Source organism: Nonomuraea sp. NPDC049419, from assembly GCF_040676995.1.
GTDB lineage: Bacteria > Actinomycetota > Actinomycetes > Streptosporangiales > Streptosporangiaceae > Nonomuraea > Nonomuraea salmonea.
Window position 1 is genome coordinate 1033090 of record NZ_JBFAQB010000002.1, and the last position, 19239, is coordinate 1052328.

A 19239-nucleotide genomic window follows, 5' to 3' on the forward strand; every position below is an offset into this window, starting at 1 on the left:
TGTGCGGCCGAGCGGGACAGGGTGTAGCGCGGGTCAGCCCAGGCGGTTGTCGGTGCCGCGTGGCCCCTGTCGTACGGACTCCGCCCGCATCGTCGGCTGCCAGTCGAAGATGTAGCCGCCCTCCATGGACCCGATGACCACCTCGGCCCCCGCCTGGGCGCCGGCCTTGGCCAGCTCCTCCTCGACCCCCAGCCGCTCCAGCCGGTCGGCGAGGTAGCCGACGGCCTCGTCGTTGGTGAAGTCGGTCTGCCTGATCCACCGCTCCGGCTTCTCACCGGTGATCTGGAACAGGTTCTCGTTGACCCGCCGCACCCGGAACCCGGCGTCCCCGAGCTGCTTGGGCCTGATGACGAGCCGCGTGGGCTCCTCGACCGGCTTGGCGGCCCTGGCCGCCGCGACCCACTCGCCCATCTCGTACGCGAGCTCCCGCAACCCGTCGTGCGTGGCCGCCGAGATCGTGAAGACCTTCAGCCCCCGCTCCTCGAACTCGGGCCTGACCATCTCGGCCAGCTCCCGCGCGTCGGGCACGTCGGCCTTGTTGAGCACGACCAGCCGCGGCCGGTCCTCAAGCTTCCCGTACGCCCGCAGCTCGGCCTCGATCACCTCGTAGTCGGTGACCGGGTCGCGCCCTGGCTCCATGGTGGCGCAGTCGATGACGTGCACGAGCATGTCGCACCGCTCGACGTGCCGCAGGAACTCGTGCCCAAGCCCCTTGCCCTCCGACGCCCCGGGGATCAGCCCGGGCACGTCCGCGACGGTGAACACGTTCTCCCCCGCGGTCACGACGCCAAGGTTGGGGATCAGCGTGGTGAACGGGTAATCGGCGATCTTCGGCTTGGCCGCGCTCAGCGCCGCGATGAGCGAGCTCTTGCCCGCGCTCGGGAAGCCGACCAGCGCCACGTCCGCGACGCTCTTCAGCTCCAGCATCACGTCGAGCGCGTCACCCGGCTCGCCGAGCAGCGCGAACCCGGGCGCCTTCCGCTTGGTGGTGGCCAGGGCCGCGTTGCCGAGCCCGCCGTGGCCGCCCTGCGCGATGACGTACCGGGTGCCGGCCCCCACGAGGTCGACCAGCACCTCACCGGTGGCCGCGTCCTTGACCACGGTGCCGTTGGGCACGGAGAGGATCACGTCCTCGCCGTTGGCGCCGTCGCGGTTGGAGCCCTGCCCCTGCTTGCCGTTGGGCGCCTTGCGGTGGGGGCGGCGGTGGTAGTCGAGCAGGGTCGCCGTGTTGGGATCGACCTCCAGGATGACGTCGCCACCACGCCCGCCGTTGCCCCCGTCGGGGCCGCCGAGGGGCTTGAACTTCTCCCGGTGGATGGAGGCGCACCCGTTCCCTCCGTCACCGGCCTTGACGTGCAGGACCACCTGGTCCACGAAGTCCGGCATGCCTTATCCCTCCATCGCCCCCCAAGGAGGCATCTCATACCCACACAACCCGGCCGCACGGCCGTACCAACACCAAAGGGGTGGATCGACGTGTCGATCCACCCCTGAAAGGTCGAAGGAGAAGGAGGAACCTTACTCCGCGACGGGAACGATGCTCACGGCCCGTCGGCCGCGCTTGACGCCGAACTGCACGTGGCCGGCGGCCAGCGCGAACAGCGTGTCATCGCCACCACGGCCGACGTTGTCGCCGGGGTGGAAGTGGGTGCCGCGCTGACGGACGATGATCTCGCCCGCGTTGACCAGCTGCCCACCGAAGCGCTTGACGCCCAGGCGCTGGGCGTTGGAGTCACGACCGTTCCGGGTGGACGACGCGCCCTTCTTGTGTGCCATCTCTCAAACTCCCGTCAGGCCTGCTCGATACCGGTGATCTTCACCTGGGTGTACCGCTGGCGGTGACCCTGGCGCTTCTTGTAACCGGTCTTGTTCTTGTACTTGAGAATGCGGATCTTCGGGCCCTTGGTCTCGCCGAGAATCTCGGCGTTGACCGTGAACTTGCCCGCTTCGGTGGTCACGTCGCCATCGTTGACGACGAGCACCGTCGGCAGCGCTACCGAAGAGCCGACCTCGCCGGCGACCTTGTCCACCTCGAGGACGTCACCGACGGAGACCTTCTGCTGCCTGCCGCCGCAACGAACGATCGCGTACACCGCGGAACCCTTCTACTGACTCACTGTTGCTTTCGATCATCAGCCGCCTCACGGAGAGGCGGCCGCCGAATGCTGCGCCCGTCATTCGGCCGGTCTGAAACCGACGAACCGAGTAAGCGCGCCAACAGGGCACGTCACCTGACGCACCGGTTCACCAGGGTACCGGATTAACGGGCCCCTAGGCGAACCGGACGGATCGTCGGAAGCTCGCCGAGTGCTACTCGGCGGACTTGGCTCGGCGCGAGCGTCGCCGCCCCCTGCCGGAAGTCTGGTTTGCCTGGTCGTCCTCAGCCGGGACGTCTTCAAGCGCACCGGTCACGGTATCACGGCCAGAGGTGTCCTTGGCCGCGGAAACCTTGTCCGAGACCGCCTTCTCGACCGCCATCTTGCCCTGCGTCCCGCGCGGCTCCGGCTTGCTCTCGACCGGCTCGGTCGAGACCAGCAGACCACGCCCGTTGCAGCACTCGCACGGCGTCGAGAACGCCTCCAGGAGCCCCTGCCCGACCCGCTTACGGGTCATCTGGACCAGGCCCAGCGACGTCACCTCCGCCACCTGGTGCTTGGTCCTGTCGCGGGCCAGGCACTCGAGCATCCGCCGCAGCACCAGGTCGCGGTTGGACTCCAGCACCATGTCGATGAAGTCGATGACGATGATGCCGCCGATGTCGCGCAGCCTGAGCTGGCGCACGATCTCCTCGGCCGCCTCCAGGTTGTTCCTGGTGACGGTCTCCTCCAGGTTGCCGCCCTGGCCGGTGAACTTGCCGGTGTTGACGTCGACGACGGTCATCGCCTCGGTGCGGTCGATCACCAGCGAGCCGCCGCTCGGCAGCCACACCTTGCGCTCCAGCGCCTTGCCGAGCTGCTCGTCGATCCGGTACGACTCGAACACGTCGCCCTGCTCGGCGTCCCACTTCGACAGCCGCTCGCCCAGGTGGGGCGCGACGTACTTGACGTATTCGTCCACCGTCTCCCAGGCGTCGTCGCCCTGCACGACCAGGTTCGTGAAGTCCTCGTTGAAGACGTCGCGAACGACCCGGATCGTCAGGTCGGGCTCGGCCGACAGCAGCTCGGGCGGGCTGGCCGACTTGGCCTTCTTCTGGATGTTCTCCCACTGCGCCGACAGCCTGGCCACGTCGCGGGCCAGCTCCTCCTCGGAGGCGCCCTCGGCCGCCGTACGCACGATCACGCCCGCGTTCTCCGGCATGACCTTCTTCAGGATGCTCTTGAGCCGGCTGCGCTCCTTGTCGGGCAGCTTGCGGCTGATGCCGGTCATCGACCCGTCGGGGACGTAGACGAGGTATCGCCCAGGAAGGCTGATCTGCGAGGTCAGCCGCGCGCCCTTGTGGCCGATCGGGTCCTTGGTGACCTGCACCAGCACCGACTGGCCAGACTTCAGCGCCGACTCGATCCGCTTCGGCTGGCCCTCCATGCCGATGGTGTCGAAGTTCACCTCGCCGGCGTACAGGACCGCGTTCCTGCCCTTGCCGATGTCCACGAACGCCGCCTCCATCGAGGGCAGCACGTTCTGCACCTTGCCGAGGTAGACGTTGCCCACGTAGGACTGGCTGGCCTCGCGGTTGACGTAGTGCTCGACGAGCACGCCGTCCTCCAGCACCGCGATCTGCGTACGGTCGCCCTGGCGGCGCACCACCATCATCCGGTCGACCGACTCACGGCGGGCGAGGAACTCCGACTCGGTGATGATCGGCGGACGCCTGCGGCCCAGCTCGCGGCCCTCGCGGCGGCGCTGCTTCTTGGCCTCCAGCCGGGTCGAGCCGCGCACGCTCTGCACGCCGTCGGTGGCGGTGTCGAGCGTCGTCGTACGGCCCGAGCGCGGCGCGCGGATGCGCACCACCGTGTTCGGCGGGTCGTCGCTGGCCGGCTCGGTGCCCTCCTCGGTGCCCCTGCGGCGGCGCCGGCGACGGCGGCGCGAGGTGGACTGCTCCTCCTCCTGCGCCTCCTCGGCCGACTCCTCGTCGGTCTCCTCCTCGGACTCCTCGGCGTCCTCGGACTCGTCGCGCTCACGGGTCTTGCCACGGCCCCTGCCGCCCCTGCGGCGGCGACGGCGCCGGCCGCCGCCCTCTTCCTCCTGCTCGTCGGAGGCGTCGAGGTCGGTCTCCTCCTCGGTCGCCGACTCGTCGACGACCTCCTCGACCTCTTCCTGCTCGGGCTCGGGCTCGGGCTCCGGCTCGGGCTTGCGCGTCACGGCCGGCTTGGCCCTGCTGGGGTCGGGCGCCTGGAACAGCGGCTCGAAGATCGCCGCAGGCCGCCGGAAGGCGGTGCCTCCCGGCTCGGTCTCCCTGCGCACGGTCAGCCCGAAGGGGTCGGCGAGCAGGCTCGGCCGCACGTCGTCCTCGTCGAGGTCCTCACCGGCGGGCTCGTCGTCGAGCGGCTCGTCCTCGGGCAGGATCTCGATGATGTCCTCATCCTGGCCGCCGACGTCCGCACCTTCCGCGACCGGCTCGGCCGCGCCGGCCGCGTCGCCCGCGACCGCACCGGCCGCCTGAGCGTCCCCGCCCGGCGCCGGCTCTCCGGCCTGGCCGCCGACGCCCTGAGCGGCCTCTTCAGCCTGCGTACCGGCCACCTGGGTGCCCGCCGCCGCCTGCGCCCCCGCGGCGGGCTCTGCGCCCGCCTCAGGCCCGCCCTCGGCGGTCTCATCAGCGGCGCGGGTCCTGCTGCGGCGCGTCGAGGTGGTGCTCCTGGTACGGGTCCGCGTCGTCCGCGTACGCCCGGCCGGCGCCGCCTCAGCGTCACCCTCACCGGCCACACCCTCACCGGCCACGACGGCCGCATCACCGGCACCCACCGCGGCACCGGCGTCCTGACCACTCACCACAGCACCGGCATCCTGGCCGACGCCGCCCTGGGCACCCGCCTCATCACCGGCAGACGCGGCCGCCCCGGCGTCCACGGCGGACCCCTCCGCCGCCGGCGCCTCGGCAGCGGCCTCCGCCTTCTTACGCGTCCTGGTCCGCTTCACCGGCGCAGGAGTCTCGCCCTCGGGCAGCTCCCCTTCAGCCTCCGCCTCGGCGGCCTTCTTCGTGACCCGCCGCCGCGTCGTCGTGGCGGTGGACCGCGTCCTCGTCGTCTTCTTCGGCTTCTCTTCAGCCGCCTGAACGCTCCCGGCCGCGCTCTCGGGCACGGCGGCCTCGACCGGGCTCTCCCCGGCGGCGCCATGGGCTTCGGCAGGCGTGACGACGGCAGCCGTACCGGCGGGACCGGTCGTCACCACCGGCGTGTCGCTCGCGGAGGCGAGCAGCTCGGGCGCCGGCTCGCCCGCCGCACGCTGGACGGCCTTGACCTGCACCGGTTGTACCTCGGCCACCGAAGGCGCCGCCTGGGCGGCGACCACGGTGACCGGCACGGACGCCGGCTCCTCCGGCAACTCCGGCGGAGGACCCGCGGGCCTGCTGGAGCGGCGACGCTTCGTCACCTGCGGCTGTTCATTTGTCTCCCCGTCAGGGCCAGTGGCCCCGGCGTTGGGCTCGTTGTCGAGCATGCGGGCGCTCTCCCGTCAGCTCCCGGGCGCGTCGCCGCGCCGCGCAGGAGCCCTCGTGTCTCGTTGTCCGCCGGCGCGCTCATCGCGAGCGCGCCGGCGCCAAGTCCTGTCAGCGGTCGTGCTCGGCTCGCGCCGGGCACATCCTTAACCGGCGACGTGCTCACCCGCCGACGCCGCCTCGCCGCCGCGCGTGTCGTCGCGGTCCAGGCCGAGCGGATCGGCAAGCGCACCAGTAGTCGCGTCGAGCGGCCCCTGCGCCAGCCTGGTCACCTCGGGGGGAACCGGCGGCGCGAAGTCGGCCACAAGGCGCAGCCCTGTGAGCACATCGTCGGGTCGAACGGCAGGCGTCATGTGCCGAACAACCATGCGCAGTATGACACACGGCTCCTCGCGCACCTGAGCTGCAGTTCTGGCTGTTCCCTCGGACACCGTGAGCCCCAGGACGGCCTCCCGCGCGTCGAAGCGGCGGGGGCCCTTCTTGGTGAGGCGCTCGACTTCCACGGTGCCTGCCGCGAGGAACTTCTGCGCCGCCACCTCGGCGAGCTCGCGATCGGCACCGTACAGCCGCACCTCCCAGTCGGAGACCTCCAAGCGGTCGGCCAGCCCCCCCGGACCCGCCTCCACAACGTCGAGCACATCGAGCCCAGGCGGCAACGACGCGTCCAGGTCCTGTCTGACCTGGACGGGGTCGCACGGCGCGGTAACACCGATCTCGAGGTATTCGGCTTCGCTGGCGACGCCGGTCGGCGCCGCGCCCGCGTAGGAGATCTTCGGGTGGGGCGAGAAGCCCGCGCTGTAGGCCACCGGAATGCCGGCACGGCGGACCGCTCTCTCGACGGCCCGCGAGATGTCGCGGTGGCTGGTGAAGCGCAGGCGACCGCGCTTGGCGTAACGCACACGCAGGCGCTGCACCGTGGGCGCGGGCGGAGGCCCTTCGGGAACAGGTTTCAGAGCTTGTCGTCCTTCCCTTGTAAGAGTTCCTACGTCTCAGGATAAGCCGCCCCGGCGCGTGAACGTGTACGCCGAGACACGGCTCGCCCACTGAGCGCGCTAGACCACCGTCAGAGGAAGGAGTTTCCGCCCTGTGGGGCCGATCTGGATCTCGGTGCCCATGGTGGGACAGACGCCGCAGTCGTAGCACGGGGTCCAGCGGCAGTCCTCGACCTCGGCGCCGGAGACGGCCTCCTGCCAGTCCTGCCAGAGCCACTCGCGGTCGAGCCCGGCGTCGAGGTGGTCCCACGGAAGGACCTCGTTCTCCTCGCGCTCGCGGGTGGTGTACCAGTCGACGTCGACGCCCACCTGCTCGGCGGCGGTCATCCAGCGCTCGTACGAGAAGTGCTCGCTCCACCCGTCGAAACGGCCGCCGTCCTCCCAGACGGCCCTGATGACGGCCCCGACCCTGCGGTCGCCCCGCGACAGCAGCCCCTCCACGATGGACGGCTTGCCGTCGTGATAGCGGTAGCCGATCGCGCGGCCGTAGTTCTTGTCGCTCCGCAGCGCCTCGCGCAATGCCTTGAGCCGCCGGTCGACGGTCTCGTGGTCGGCCTGAGCGGCCCACTGGAACGGGGTGTGCGGCTTGGGGACGAACCCGCCGATGGAGACCGTGCAGCGGATGTCGCGGCTGCCGGTCGCCTCGCGGCCCGCCTTGATGACCTTTTTGGCCAGGTCGGCGATGCCGAGCACGTCTTCGTCCTGCTCGGTGGGCAGCCCGCACATGAAGTAGAGCTTGACCTGCCGCCACCCCTGCGAATAGGCCGTGGTGACGGTGCGGATCAGGTCTTCTTCGGTGACCATCTTGTTGATCACCTTGCGCATGCGCTCCGAGCCGCCCTCGGGCGCGAACGTCAGGCCCGAGCGCCTGCCGTTCCTGGAGAACTCGTTGGCGAGATCGATGTTGAACGCGTCGACCCTGGTCGAGGGCAGCGACAACGACGTGTTGCTGCCTTCGTAGCGGTCGGCCAGGCCCTTGGCGATGTCGCCGATCTCGGAGTGGTCGGCCGACGACAGCGACAGCAGGCCGACCTCGTTGAAGCCGGACTGCTTGACGCCGTTGTCGACCATCGCGCCGATCGTGGTGATCGAGCGCTCGCGTACGGGACGCGTGATCATGCCCGCCTGGCAGAACCGGCACCCGCGCGTGCAGCCGCGGAAGATCTCCACGCTGAACCGCTCGTGCACCGTCTCGGCCAGCGGCACGAGCGGCTTCTTCGGGTAGGGCCACTCATCGAGGTCCATCACCGTGTGCTTGTGCACCCGCCAGGGCACGTCGGGCCGGTTGGGCGCGACGCGCTTGATGCGGCCGTCGGCGTGGTATTCGACGTCGTAGAACTTCGGCACGTAGACCCCGCCCGACTCGGCGAGCCGCATGAGCAGCTCGTCACGGCCGCCGGGCCGGCCCTCCGCCTTCCACTCGCGGATGACCTCGGAGATGGCGATGGAGATCTGCTCCCCGTCGCCGAGCACGGCCGCGTCCAGGAAGTCGGCGATCGGCTCGGGGTTGAAGGCCGCGTGGCCGCCCGCGAGCACGATCGGGTCGTCCTCGCCGCGGTCGACGGCCAGCAGCGGAATGCCGGCCAGGTCGAGCGCGGTCAGCATGTTGGTGTAGCCGAGCTCGGTCGAGAACGACACGCCGAGCACGTCGAAGGCGCGCACCGGGCGGTGCGCGTCGACGGTGAACTGCGGCACTCCCTCGGCGCGCATGAGCGCCTCGAGGTCGGGCCAGACCGCGTACGTGCGCTCGGCCAGCGTGCCCGGCAGCTCGTTGAGGATCTCGTAGAGGATGGCCACGCCCTGGTTGGGCAGCCCGACCTCGTAGGCGTCCGGGTACATCAACGCCCACCGCACGTCGGCGGAGTCCCAGTCCTTGACGGTCGAGTTGAGCTCACCCCCGACGTACTGGATGGGCTTCTGCACCTTGGGCAGCAGCGCTTCCAGGCGGTGGAAAATCGACTCGACAGGCATACGTCAAGCGTAGCGGCGCTCGACCCCTGCCGTGTCCGCCCACCGGCCGCCACGCCGTCACGAGCGCTATTCGAACGACTGTCTGCGCACCTTGATGGCCTGCAGCAGCCCCACCGCGATGAGATTCGCGAAAGTGGCGGTGCCGCCGTAGGAGACGAACGGCAGCGGCAGCCCCGTGATCGGCATGATCCCGATCGTCATGCCCACGTTGATGAACGCCTGGAACGCGAACCAGCACACGATCGTACCCGCGACCAGCGTCCCGAAGCGGTCCTCGCACTGCCTGGCGATCTTCAGCCCGCGCAGCAGCACCACCCCGAGCAGCAGCACCACCGTGACGGACCCGAGAAACCCGAACTCCTCCCCCGCCACCGTGAAGATGAAGTCGGTGTGCTGCTCGGGCACGAACCGCCCGGTCGTCTGCCCGCCGCCGAGCAGCCCCTTGCCCAGAAGCTGCCCCGACCCGATGGCGATCATCGACTGCGTGCTGTTGTAGCCGACCCCGCGCGGATCCACGCTCGGATCGACGAACGCCGTGAACCGCGCCACTTGGTACGGCTCCAGCATCTGGAAGTAGAACACCGAGAACACCGCGCCACCGGCGGCCAGCACCATCAGCGCGATGACCCGTTTCCGCACGCCCCCGATGATCAGCCCGGCCGCCGTGATGACCGCGAGCACCATCGCCGTGCCCAGGTCGGGCTGGAGCATGACCAGCCCCATCGTGATGCCGGCGGCGACGAGCGCCAGCACGACGTCGAGCCCGCGCGGCCGGTCGGTGCCCTCGGCCGGTTGCGCCAGCAGCATCGCGATGATGAGCAGCAGCCCCACCTTCGCGAACTCCGACGGCTGCACCGCGAACCCGCCGCCCAGCAGGATCCACGAGTGCGACCCGTTGATCGTCGCCCCGAGCGGGGTGATCACCAGCCCCAGCCCGACCAGCGACAGCAGGAACACCAGCGGCGCGTACGCCCGCATCGCCCGATGGTCGATGGTCGCGACCAGCCCGCACATCACCATGCCGATGGCCTCGTTGAGCAGGTGCTTCTTCACCAGCCCCGTGGACCCTGGCGCCCACGTCCTGGTGGACGACCACACCAGCAGCGTGCCGATGATGGACAGCCCGGCGACGGCGACCAGCATCAGCCCGTCGAGGCGCCGCACGGTCGAGTTCTCGCGAGCCATCCGCCGAAGAAGCGAGGGCCGCCGAATCGCCACCGTACGCGCGTTCACCCCGTCCCCCTCTCCCCGCCGCCAACCCCGCCCATCCCCCGGTCACCGTCCCGTCGGGCGAGAACTTCGGCAGCCGCGTCGCCGGCCGCCCTCCCAGCACCGCCTGCCCCGGACCCGCTCATCCCCCGGTCACCGTCCCGTCGGGCAGGAACTTGGGCAGCCGGGTCGTCAGCCGCCCGCCGGGCACCGCGGCCTTGCGCTTGATGCCGTAGATGCCCTCGTAGATCTCCCTGGCCGCCGGCGCCGCCGTCTGCGCGCCCATGCCGCCCTGGGAGACCATGACGACGACCACGAACTGCGGGTTCTTCGTGGGCGCGAAGGACGCGAACCACGAGGTGTCCTGTTTGCCCCAGACCTCCGCGGTGCCGGTCTTGCCGCCCACCCGCACCTTGTTCATCGGGAACCCGGCGAAGGCTCCCGCCGCGGTGCCGTCCTGGGCGACCTGGCTGAGCGCGTGCTTGATGTAGAGCCGCTCCTTCTCGCTCACCGGCAGCTTGCCGACGACCGGCACCGGGATCGTACGGACGACCTTGCCGTCGGGCCGCACCTGCGCCCACCCGATGCGCGGGCTGCGCACCTTGCCGTCGCTCACCAGCGCCGCGTACGCCCTGGCCAGCTGCATGGGCGTGACGAGCACGTCGCCCTGACCGATGGAGAAGTTGGCCGAGTCACCCGGCCGCAGCAGGAAGCCCTCGGTGCAGTTCTCCAGCGCCAGCCGCTTGAGGAACTCCGCCCGCGCCTTGTCCTTGACCTCCGGATAGCCCCTGCGCGACCGCTCACAGTTGATCGCGCTGGTCTGGTTCCACAGGTTCTTCTTCCAGGCACGGTCCGGGATGCGGCCCGACGACTCGCCCGGCAGGTCGACCCCGGTCGGCGAGCCGAACCCGAAGGCCCTGGCCGTGTTCGCGAAGATCTCCTTCGGCTTTTTCTTCGGATGGCGCCCGCCGTCCTTGAGGTATTGCTCGTAGGCCGCCTTGTAGAAGATCGTGTCGCACGACTTGACCAGCGCCGTGTGCATGCTGAGCGTGCCCAGCGGAATGCCGCGGAAGTTGTTGAAGGCCCGCCCGCCCACGTTGACGGAGCCCGGGCAGCCGTAGGTGCCGTTGATCGGGTAGCCGGCCCGCAACATCGACGCCACCGAAGTGATCTTGAACGTCGAGCCAGGCGCGAACTGCCCGTTGATCGCCCGCGACACGAGCGGCTTGCCCGACTTCTCCGACATCAGCCACTGGTAACCGCGTGCCGAGATGCCGCCCGCCCAGATCTCCGGGTCGTAGTTGGGCGCGCTGGCCAGCGCCACCACCCGGCCGGTGCGGGCGTCGAGCACCACGGCCGCCCCGCCGTCCGCCGACGGCGCCGACTTCATGGCCTTGCTCAGCGCCTTCTCGGTGACGTCCTGCACCCGCGCGTCGATGCTGGTCACCAGATGATCGCCGGGGATCGGCGTGACCTGCTCCTCGACCCCGAGCGCCTTGCCCATGCGATCGACCTGGACCCTGCGCAGCCCGGCCTTGCCGCGCAGCGCGTCGTCGTAGACGTATTCGAGCCCGTCGCGCCCCGCCAGATCGACCCCCGAGAAGGCGGCCTTGAGCCCTTCCCGCTTCTCCAGCTCGGCCTCGGTGACGGGCTGCAGGTAGCCGAGCATCTGCGCGCCCGCCCTGCCCAGCGGATATTGCCGTACGGGGTGGATCTCCGCCGTCACCCCGGGGAACTCCTCCTGCCGCTCCAGGATCTGCAGTGCCTCACGGGTGTCGACCTTCTCGTCCAGCGGGACCGGCTGGTACGGCGACCCCGTCCAGCACGGTTTGCCCACCCCTGGACCGCACGGCGTGATGCGCTGCTGCAGGTCGGAGACCGGCTTGCCGAGCACCTGCGACAGCTTGCGCAGCACATGGACGCCGCCGTCCTTCATCCGCAGCAGCCGGGTCCTGTCGACCGAGACGACGAGCGCGGTCTTGTTGCGCACCAGCGGGCGGCCCCTGGCGTCGAGGATCTGCCCGCGCACGGCCGGCACGATCACCGCCCGCGTCCTGGTCTCGGTCGCCCGCGTCACGAACTCCTGCCCGCGTACGACCTGCACCTGCCATAGCCGCATCGCCAGCACGACCAGCAACGTCAGCACGATCAGGTGCAGCACCAGCAGCCGGGCCCGCATCCTGGTCATGTCGAGAACCTCGCCTGTCTGCCTCTCGTCGTCAGCCAGATCACGATCGGCGAGACCAGTAGCGTGTAGACGATCGTGACCGGCACCTGCTCGGTCAGCGTGGCCATCGTCACCCGGGGGTCGGAGATCAGGCCGCCCACGGCCGCCGCCAGCAGCGGCGCCATGAGCACGCACAGCACGACGGTGGTGACCGGCCCGCCCGCGCCGCGCCCGGCGACGTAACCGACCAGAGCCAGCACGAACGCGTACTGTCCCACGAGGTGCGCGGTGGGCGGCATGACATCGACGAGCAACCCGGTGCAGAACCCGAGCACGGCCCCCGGCGCGGCCCCCCTGGTCAAAGCGATGCCGATGACGGCGAGCAGCACCAGATCAGGCGCGCCACCACCGGGCAACGCCACCCGATTGACCAGCATCACCTGCGCCAGCAACGCCAGCACCACCGAGAACCCGCCGATCACCACGCCCCCTTCCCACGCACCCCGCCCCGCCACGACACCCACCGACCACCGGCAGACGCGAGCAGCCCGCGCCCCGCCACCAAACCGCCTCCTCGGCGGGTCCCGTGACCGTGCAGGCGCCCCGTCATCGGGCCGTCTCCTTCGCGGGCAGCACCGCGTCACGCGGGTCCCGCTTCGGCGCCTCCACCACCACACCGACCACGTCGAGCGCCGTCAGGTCGGCATACGGCCGCGCGTAGGCGATGCGGGTCAGCTCGCCGGGCGTGGACTCCACCCGCTCGATCACCCCGATCGGCACCCCCGGCACGTACGGCCGCCAGTTCTGTGACCCGAAGCTGACGATCCGCCCGCCCCTGCTCATCGGCGCCGTCGAGTCGAGCAGCCGGAACTGCACCAGCCGCCCGTGCTCCCCCACGCCATGGACGACGCCGATCTCCTTGCCGCCCTCGAGCCGCGCCCCCACCGACGAGGCGGGATCGCTGACCAGCACCACCGTCGACGTCCGCGAGGTGGCGTGCACCACCCGCCCCACCAGCCCGTCGCCGTTGATGACGGTCATCTCCGGCCGGACCCCGTCACTGGTGCCCACGTCGATCTGCACGGCGTCCTCGAACCCTGGCAGCCCGCGCCGCGCGATCACGCTGCCGGTGACCATCTTGTAGCCTCCGGTGCCGGCCAGCCCGATCAGCTTCTTCAGCTCCTTGGACCGATCGGCGTCGAGCTTGCCCGCCACCAGCCCGGCCCGCAGCTTCGCGTTCTCCTCCTTGAGCGTCTCGATGCGCTCCTGAGCGGCCGGCGCGGTGACGATCGCGTGCAGGAACGCTCCTACAGGCCGCACCACCACGTTGCCGAACTGCTCCGCCGTGCCGAACAGGTAGGCGCCGGCCGCCCGCAGCGGGCGCAGCGGCGAGCTGTCACCCGTGCGGTGGTCGACGGTCAGGATGACGAGTGCCGCCGCCAGCAGCACTCCCAGGATCAGCCGGGCACGGCGCGAATCTCTCATCAGTGCCGCGACTCCGGAACCAAGACCTGCTGCAGGGCCTCGAATTCCTCCGCGCACTTGCCCGACCCGATGGCCACCGAGTCGAGCGCGTTGTCGACCAGGTGGACCGGCATGCCCGTCTCCGCCTTGACCCGCTCGTCGAGCCCTTTGAGCAGGGCGCCGCCGCCGGTGAGCGCGATGCCGCGGTCCATGATGTCGCCGGACAGCTCGGGCGGGCACTTGTCGAGCGTGGTCTTGACCGCGTCGACGATCGCGTTGACCGGCTCCTCGGTGGCCTTCCTGATCTCTTCGCTGGACACGATGACGGTCTTCGGCAGCCCGCTGACCAGGTCGCGCCCGCGCACCTCCGCGTGCGACTCCTCGCCGATCGGGCAGGCGGAGCCGATGGCGATCTTGATCTCCTCGGCGGTGCGCTCGCCCAGCATCAGCGAGAACTCCTTCTTCGCGAAGGCGATCACCGCCTGGTCGAGCTCGTCGCCGCCGATCCTGATCGACTGGCTGGTGACCACGCCGCCCATCGAGATGATGGCCACCTCGGTGGTGCCGCCGCCGATGTCGACGACCATGTTGCCGGTCGGCTCGTGCACCGGCAGCCCGGCGCCGATGGCCGCGGCCATGGGCTCTTCGACGATGTAGACCTTCCTGGCCCCCGCCTGGTAGCCGGCCTCTTTCACCGCCCGCTGCTCCACGCTGGTGATGCCGCTCGGCACGGCGATGATGATGCGCGGCTTGGCGAAATGGCGTCGCCGATGGACCCGCTGGATGAAATATCGCAGCATCCGTTCGGTGACGTCGAAGTCTGCGATCACGCCGTCCTTGAGCGGACGGACCGCGATGATGTTGCCTGGCGTGCGGCCTATCATCCGCTTCGCCTCGATGCCGACCGCCACGATCTTGCTGGTTGCCGTGTTGATCGCGACGACTGACGGCTCGTTGAGCACGATGCCGCGGCCACGCACGTAGACCAACGTGTTGGCGGTGCCCAGGTCGACCGCCATGTCACGGCCGAGGAACGCGAGCTTGCTGCCCATGGGGAACGGAGCCCTCCGTAACGTCGTTCGCGAGTGACTACGGAATGAATTCGAATCGTAACGTGACGTACCCACCGATGCGCGCAATGAGCCATCGCGCCCGTCAAAAATCTCCAGCCCCTACCTCAACCGCAGCTTTGCCCGGATTGCACCACAACATCCGATCGCAACCTGGAACGGTCCACCAAGTGATCTCTCCGCACCCTACGGCAACCCGCCGGCAAAATCCCCGTCACCGACATCCCGCGCTTGCGATGTCAGAACCATACGCCGCCCCGCCGACAGAAAAGCCCGCGCAGCCGGAACTGCGCGGGCTCGAAGGTGCGGATCGGTCAGAACCGGTCCGGGAAGAAGATCTTGATCTCCCTCGCGGCCGATTCGGGCGAGTCGGAGCCGTGGACGACGTTCTCGCCGATCTCGAGGGCGTGGTCGCCGCGGATCGTGCCGGGAGCGGACTTGACCGGGTCGGTGGCGCCGGCCAGCGCGCGGAAGGCCTCGACGGCCCGCGGGCCCTCCAGGACCATGGCGACGAGCGGCCCGGAGGTGATGAACTCGACCAGCTCACCGAAGAACGGCCGCTCGGAGTGCTCGGCGTAGTGCGCCTTGGCGGTGTCGGCGTCGAGGGTGCGCAGGTCCATCGCCACGACCTTGAGGCCCTTGCGCTCCACACGGGCGATCACGTCACCGATGAGGCCGCGCTTAACCCCGTCGGGCTTGATCAGGACAAGAGTGCGCTCGGACACGTGGGGTTCTCCTTCGAACATGGGTGTGGTCGCGGCTGCAGGCACCCGCCTGGCCGCGAGGTCGCGTCGCGGGGCACGCGCCCACGCGCCGCCGTAGCAGGGCCCTCAGCTTACCGTTACCGCGCCCCTGCCCTCGTTTCCGCGGTAGCCGCTCATCCTGACCCGGCATCCTCGGGCGACTGCCCAGGAGGAGGCACCGCCGGCTTGCCCGCCCCACCGAACGCCCCCCACTTCACGACGGGCGCCGCCACCTGCGGTGCGTCACCGTCAGCGGGGTCATCGTCGACCGGCGCACTGACGAGCAGCACGTCGCCGGGCTCGGACGGCCCCGCACAGGGCCCCTCCGGCACCGCAGGCTCCATGCCGGGCCGCCGCGCCATCAGCGAAGCCAGCACGATGATCGCCACGACCAGGAACCCGCTGATCAGCGCCCACCAGTGCAAAGCCCCCACGAACCCGTCGACCAGCTCCTGCGGCGATCGTACGCCGTCCAGCATCGCCATCTGCACGCCCGCACCCAGCAGGAACCCGGTCAGCACGCCCGTGCAGCACAGCGTCAGCCCGTAGACCGCCGCGCCGAGCCCGACGTCCTGCAGCGCCGCCGTGATGGCGACCGCCGCACCCACGGCAAGCAGCGTGAACGGCACCGCCAGCACCATCCCGTCGGCCGACGGCACCACCAGCCGTACCGAGCAGAGCCCGCCCACCACGGCGAGCAGCCCCAGCGGCGCGAGCCACCGCCCGCCACCCCGCCCGAGCAGCCGCACCGCCACCGCGGCCGCGATCGCGAGCACCCCCGCCACCGCGTACGGCACCCACAAGCCGCGCAGCCCCGGCCCGCCGAGCCCGCCCATCTCGACCAGCGTGATCTGCGCAGCGCTCGGCAGCAGCACCACGCCGACGGCCACCATCGTGTACGCCGACACCCGCCGCACCGCGCCCCCGATGGACGCCAGCGCCAGCAGCCCCGCCACCGCGAGCGCCGCGAGCAGGACCACGGCCCCAGACCGCCACCCCGCGCTCGCCGTGCTGACGGCCCCACCCGCGACCACCGCGACCGGCGCCACGGCCAGCAGCAACCGCTTCAGCTCGCCGTTCTCGAGAGGGTCGCCGTCGGGCCTGCCGAGCACCAGCCACACGACCAGGTGCACCGCCGCCAGCGCCAGCGCGATGCCGGTGACCAGCGGATACGGCTGCAACGTCACCCGCCAGCTGGTCACCTCGTCGAGCGGCCACAGCGCGAGCGCCTGCGCGGTGAGCAGGCTGAGCGCGAACACGCCCGCCCACAACCCGCGCAGAACCGGCGCCCGATGCCAGGCGGCGGCGAGCGTGACGGCGATGACGCCGCCGGAACCGGCGCCGCGCAACACCCGCACCACGCCGACGACGAGCTCCGACGCCGCGTACCCGCCCGCCGCGTCGGACACCGCCACCAGCGCGAGCGCGCCGACCAGCAGCGGCGCCGCCGGCACCCGCCGCATCAGCACCACCGCGAGCGGCACCGCCAGCATCAGCGCGGGCAGGGCGAGCCCGTGCGTACGCATGAGCCCGGCCTGGTCGAGGTCATCGGGCAGCAGCCCGGCGACGACGGAGAGCGTGTTGGGCACCGCGACCACCGCCAGGGGCAGCGACGTCACGATGAGGAGCCCGAGCAGGATGTCGAGCGACCAGGGTCGACTGAGGCGCGCCTGAAGCGGCGGCCGGGTGTCTGGGGGGACGGCCATACCGGCCGACTTTAGCGGGAAGTAGCGCCCTCGACACGGCGAGCGACGATAATCGCCGTGATCCACAATGCGGCGAAGATCGCGCCCAGGAAGAACATGGTCGGTACGAGGAAGCCCGTGCAGATCGCCAGCACCTGCACGACGGTCCCCGCGACGTAGCCGAACGGCCACTTGAGCAGGCCCGCGATGACCACGCACAGCACCGCGAGCCCGATGCCGACCGTCACCGCGAGGCCGGTCGCGACCCCGCCGCTGATCGCCACCGGCGTAAGGAGCCCGACCACGATGGCCTCCATGCCGAGCACGGTGCCGCCGAGCCTGCGCATCCCTGGGGTGACCTCGAACTTCATGGCTTTCCGTCCGCTTTGAGCAGCAACCGCGCATCGCCCGCCGTGACGACGGACCCGGTGATGAACACGCCGGTGCCGCTGAACTCGCCCTCGGCGTCAGCGATGCCGATGGCCTGGTCGATGGCGTCGTCGAGCCGCTCGACGACACGGATGCGGTCTTCGCCGAAGAGCGGCACGGCCAGCGCCGCCAGCTCATCCACCGGCATGGACCTGGGCGAGGAGTTACGCGTGAGCACCACCTCGTCGAGGATCGGCTCAAGCAGCTCCAGCAGCGCCTCGACGTCCTTGTCGCGCATCACGCCGACCACGCCGATCACCTTGGCGAAGTCGAACGCCTCGTGCAGCCCCTCCAGCGTCGCCTGCATGCCGCCGGGGTTGTGCGCCGCGTCGATCACCACCGTCGGCGTACGCCGCACCACTTCCATCCGCCCCGGCGACGACGCCTGAGCGAACGCCTGGCGCACCAGATCGACGTCCAGCGGATCGTCACCACCGGTCAGCGCCTCGACGGCGGCCAGCGCGCACACCGCGTTGCTCGCCTGGTGAGCCCCGTAGAGCGGGAGGTAGACGTCGTCATAGACGCCCTTGAGCCCACGCAGGGTGATCAGCTGCCCGCCGATCGCCACCTCGCGGCTCATCACCCCGAACTCCAGGCCCTCACGCGCCACCACCGCGCCCACCTCGGCCGCCCGCCGCATCAGCACCTCGGCCGCCGCCAGCTCCTGCTGCGCGAACACCGCGGTCTGCCCCAGCTTGATGATGCCCGCCTTCTCGGCCGCGATGCTGGGGATGTCGGGTCCGAGCCGGTCGGTGTGGTCGAGCGAGATGGGCATGATGACGGACACCATGCCGTCCGCGACATTCGTCGCGTCCCACGACCCGCCCATGCCGGCCTCGATCACCGCCACGTCGACGGGCGTGTCGGCGAACGCCGCGAACGCCATCGCCGTCAACAGCTCGAAGAACTGGATCCGCCGCCCCTGGGTGTCGGTCAGCTCGACATACGGGATGATTTCCTCATAGACCTGCGCGAACCGCTCCTCACTGAGCGGCTCCCCGTCCACCGTGATCCGCTCGCGCATCGACACGAGATGCGGGCTGGTGAACCGTCCCACCCGCAGGTTGCGCTCCCGCAACAGCGCCTCGGTCAGCCGCGCCGTGCTCGTCTTGCCGTTGGTGCCGGCGATGTGTATGACCGGGTACGCCCGCTGCGGCGAGCCGAGAAGGTCAAGAAGGGCCGCGATCCGATCGAGCGTCGGCTCGAAATCCCACTCGACGCCACGATCCATGATCGCACGTTCTACCGCACGATAATCCACCCCTCAACCCTACTGACCCCCCACAGCAGTCCGTACGCCCCACCCAGGTGCCCGATCCCGGGAAAGGCAAAGGCCCGGACCCACCTCGGCCCGAGCCCCCATCCCCACAACAACCACCGCACAGCCCAGGCCACCGCCTAACCGCCGACTGGCCCCGAATCCAAAACACTGACCGAACCCCGAAAACCGGGACCAGCGCCAAGAGCCGGCACCACCCCAAGAAACAACGACCCCCGAAGACCTCCGAAAATACCCCGGACATGCGGAAAGGGCCCCAACACCCCGCAAGGCGTTGAGACCCTTCCCCTTAAAGATTGTCCGGCGGTGACCTACTCTCCCACACCCTCCCGAGTGCAGTACCATCGGCGCAGGGAAGCTTAACTTCCGGGTTCGGAATGTAACCGGGTGTTTCCTTCCCGCCATAACCGCCGCAACCCTACGAAACAGCAACTGCTTGCTGTCTCAGAATTGCCTAGTGGACGCGAGCAAGACACCCTCCCCATGGAGGGTTTGCTTTGTGGTCAAGTCCTCGGCCTATTAGTACCGGTCAGCTCCACACGTTACCATGCTTCCACCTCCGGCCTATCAACCCGGTCGTCTACCGGGAGCCTTACCCACTCTCGTGGTGGGAGACCTCATCTCAAGGCGAGCTTCCCGC

15 protein-coding genes and 2 rRNA genes are annotated in these 19239 nt (G+C 70.1%); all 17 read right to left on the reverse strand.

Annotated features, from left to right (window positions below; all coding sequences use genetic code 11):
* Positions 1 to 33: 33 nt before the first annotated feature.
* Positions 34 to 1386: a GTPase ObgE gene (obgE, locus tag AB0K12_RS10040; RefSeq protein ID WP_364557658.1), complete on the reverse strand. Its 1353-nt coding sequence runs from the start codon at positions 1384 to 1386 to the stop codon at positions 34 to 36.
* Between the two features lie 132 nt (positions 1387 to 1518).
* Entirely contained in the window at positions 1519 to 1776 is a 258-nt protein-coding gene (rpmA, locus tag AB0K12_RS10045; RefSeq protein ID WP_012893687.1) for a 50S ribosomal protein L27, read from the reverse strand.
* Between the two features lie 14 nt (positions 1777 to 1790).
* The gene (rplU, locus tag AB0K12_RS10050) at positions 1791 to 2093 is read right to left on the reverse strand and encodes a 50S ribosomal protein L21 (protein ID WP_355412885.1); all 303 of its coding nucleotides are present in this window, start codon (positions 2091 to 2093) and stop codon (positions 1791 to 1793) included.
* 217 nt (positions 2094 to 2310) lie between these two features.
* A complete protein-coding gene (locus AB0K12_RS10055) occupies positions 2311 to 5457 on the reverse strand; it encodes an Rne/Rng family ribonuclease (RefSeq protein WP_364557661.1) in 3147 nt (1048 codons plus the stop codon).
* A gap of 279 nt (positions 5458 to 5736) precedes the next feature.
* Positions 5737 to 6504 carry a TIGR03936 family radical SAM-associated protein gene (locus AB0K12_RS10060; protein ID WP_364557664.1) on the reverse strand — a complete coding sequence of 256 codons (768 nt, stop codon included), beginning with the start codon at positions 6502 to 6504 and terminating at the stop codon, positions 5737 to 5739.
* A 138-nt stretch (positions 6505 to 6642) separates the two neighbouring features.
* Entirely contained in the window at positions 6643 to 8553 is a 1911-nt protein-coding gene (locus AB0K12_RS10065) for a TIGR03960 family B12-binding radical SAM protein (RefSeq protein WP_364384702.1), read from the reverse strand.
* Between the two features lie 66 nt (positions 8554 to 8619).
* A complete protein-coding gene (rodA, locus tag AB0K12_RS10070) occupies positions 8620 to 9738 on the reverse strand; it encodes a rod shape-determining protein RodA (RefSeq protein ID WP_364557669.1) in 1119 nt (372 codons plus the stop codon).
* 166 nt (positions 9739 to 9904) lie between these two features.
* Positions 9905 to 11950: a penicillin-binding protein 2 gene (gene mrdA, locus AB0K12_RS10075; protein WP_364557672.1), complete on the reverse strand. Its 2046-nt coding sequence runs from the start codon at positions 11948 to 11950 to the stop codon at positions 9905 to 9907.
* Positions 11947 to 12411, reverse strand: a complete 465-nt coding sequence (mreD, locus tag AB0K12_RS10080) for a rod shape-determining protein MreD (RefSeq protein WP_345387952.1) — start codon at positions 12409 to 12411, stop codon at positions 11947 to 11949. The genes mrdA and mreD overlap by 4 nt, the downstream gene beginning before the upstream one ends.
* A 124-nt stretch (positions 12412 to 12535) precedes the next feature.
* Positions 12536 to 13414: a rod shape-determining protein MreC gene (gene mreC, locus AB0K12_RS10085; protein WP_364557676.1), complete on the reverse strand. Its 879-nt coding sequence runs from the start codon at positions 13412 to 13414 to the stop codon at positions 12536 to 12538.
* The gene (locus AB0K12_RS10090; protein WP_345387961.1) at positions 13414 to 14445 is read right to left on the reverse strand and encodes a rod shape-determining protein; all 1032 of its coding nucleotides are present in this window, start codon (positions 14443 to 14445) and stop codon (positions 13414 to 13416) included. The genes mreC and AB0K12_RS10090 overlap by 1 nt, the downstream gene beginning before the upstream one ends.
* 332 nt (positions 14446 to 14777) lie before the next feature.
* Entirely contained in the window at positions 14778 to 15188 is a 411-nt protein-coding gene (gene ndk / locus AB0K12_RS10095) for a nucleoside-diphosphate kinase (protein ID WP_020546379.1), read from the reverse strand.
* 152 nt (positions 15189 to 15340) lie between these two features.
* Positions 15341 to 16912, reverse strand: a complete 1572-nt coding sequence (locus AB0K12_RS10100; RefSeq protein WP_364557681.1) for a hypothetical protein — start codon at positions 16910 to 16912, stop codon at positions 15341 to 15343.
* A gap of 11 nt (positions 16913 to 16923) precedes the next feature.
* Complete coding sequence (locus tag AB0K12_RS10105) at positions 16924 to 17262, reverse strand: DUF4233 domain-containing protein (RefSeq protein WP_345387969.1); 339 nt, start codon at positions 17260 to 17262, stop codon at positions 16924 to 16926.
* Positions 17259 to 18551: a folylpolyglutamate synthase/dihydrofolate synthase family protein gene (locus AB0K12_RS10110; protein ID WP_364557685.1), complete on the reverse strand. Its 1293-nt coding sequence runs from the start codon at positions 18549 to 18551 to the stop codon at positions 17259 to 17261. The genes AB0K12_RS10105 and AB0K12_RS10110 overlap by 4 nt, the downstream gene beginning before the upstream one ends.
* Positions 18552 to 18897: 346 nt before the next feature.
* Positions 18898 to 19014 (reverse strand): 5S ribosomal RNA (gene rrf / locus AB0K12_RS10115).
* An 84-nt stretch (positions 19015 to 19098) separates the two neighbouring features.
* Positions 19099 to 19239, reverse strand: a 23S ribosomal RNA gene (locus AB0K12_RS10120); the annotation flags it as partial.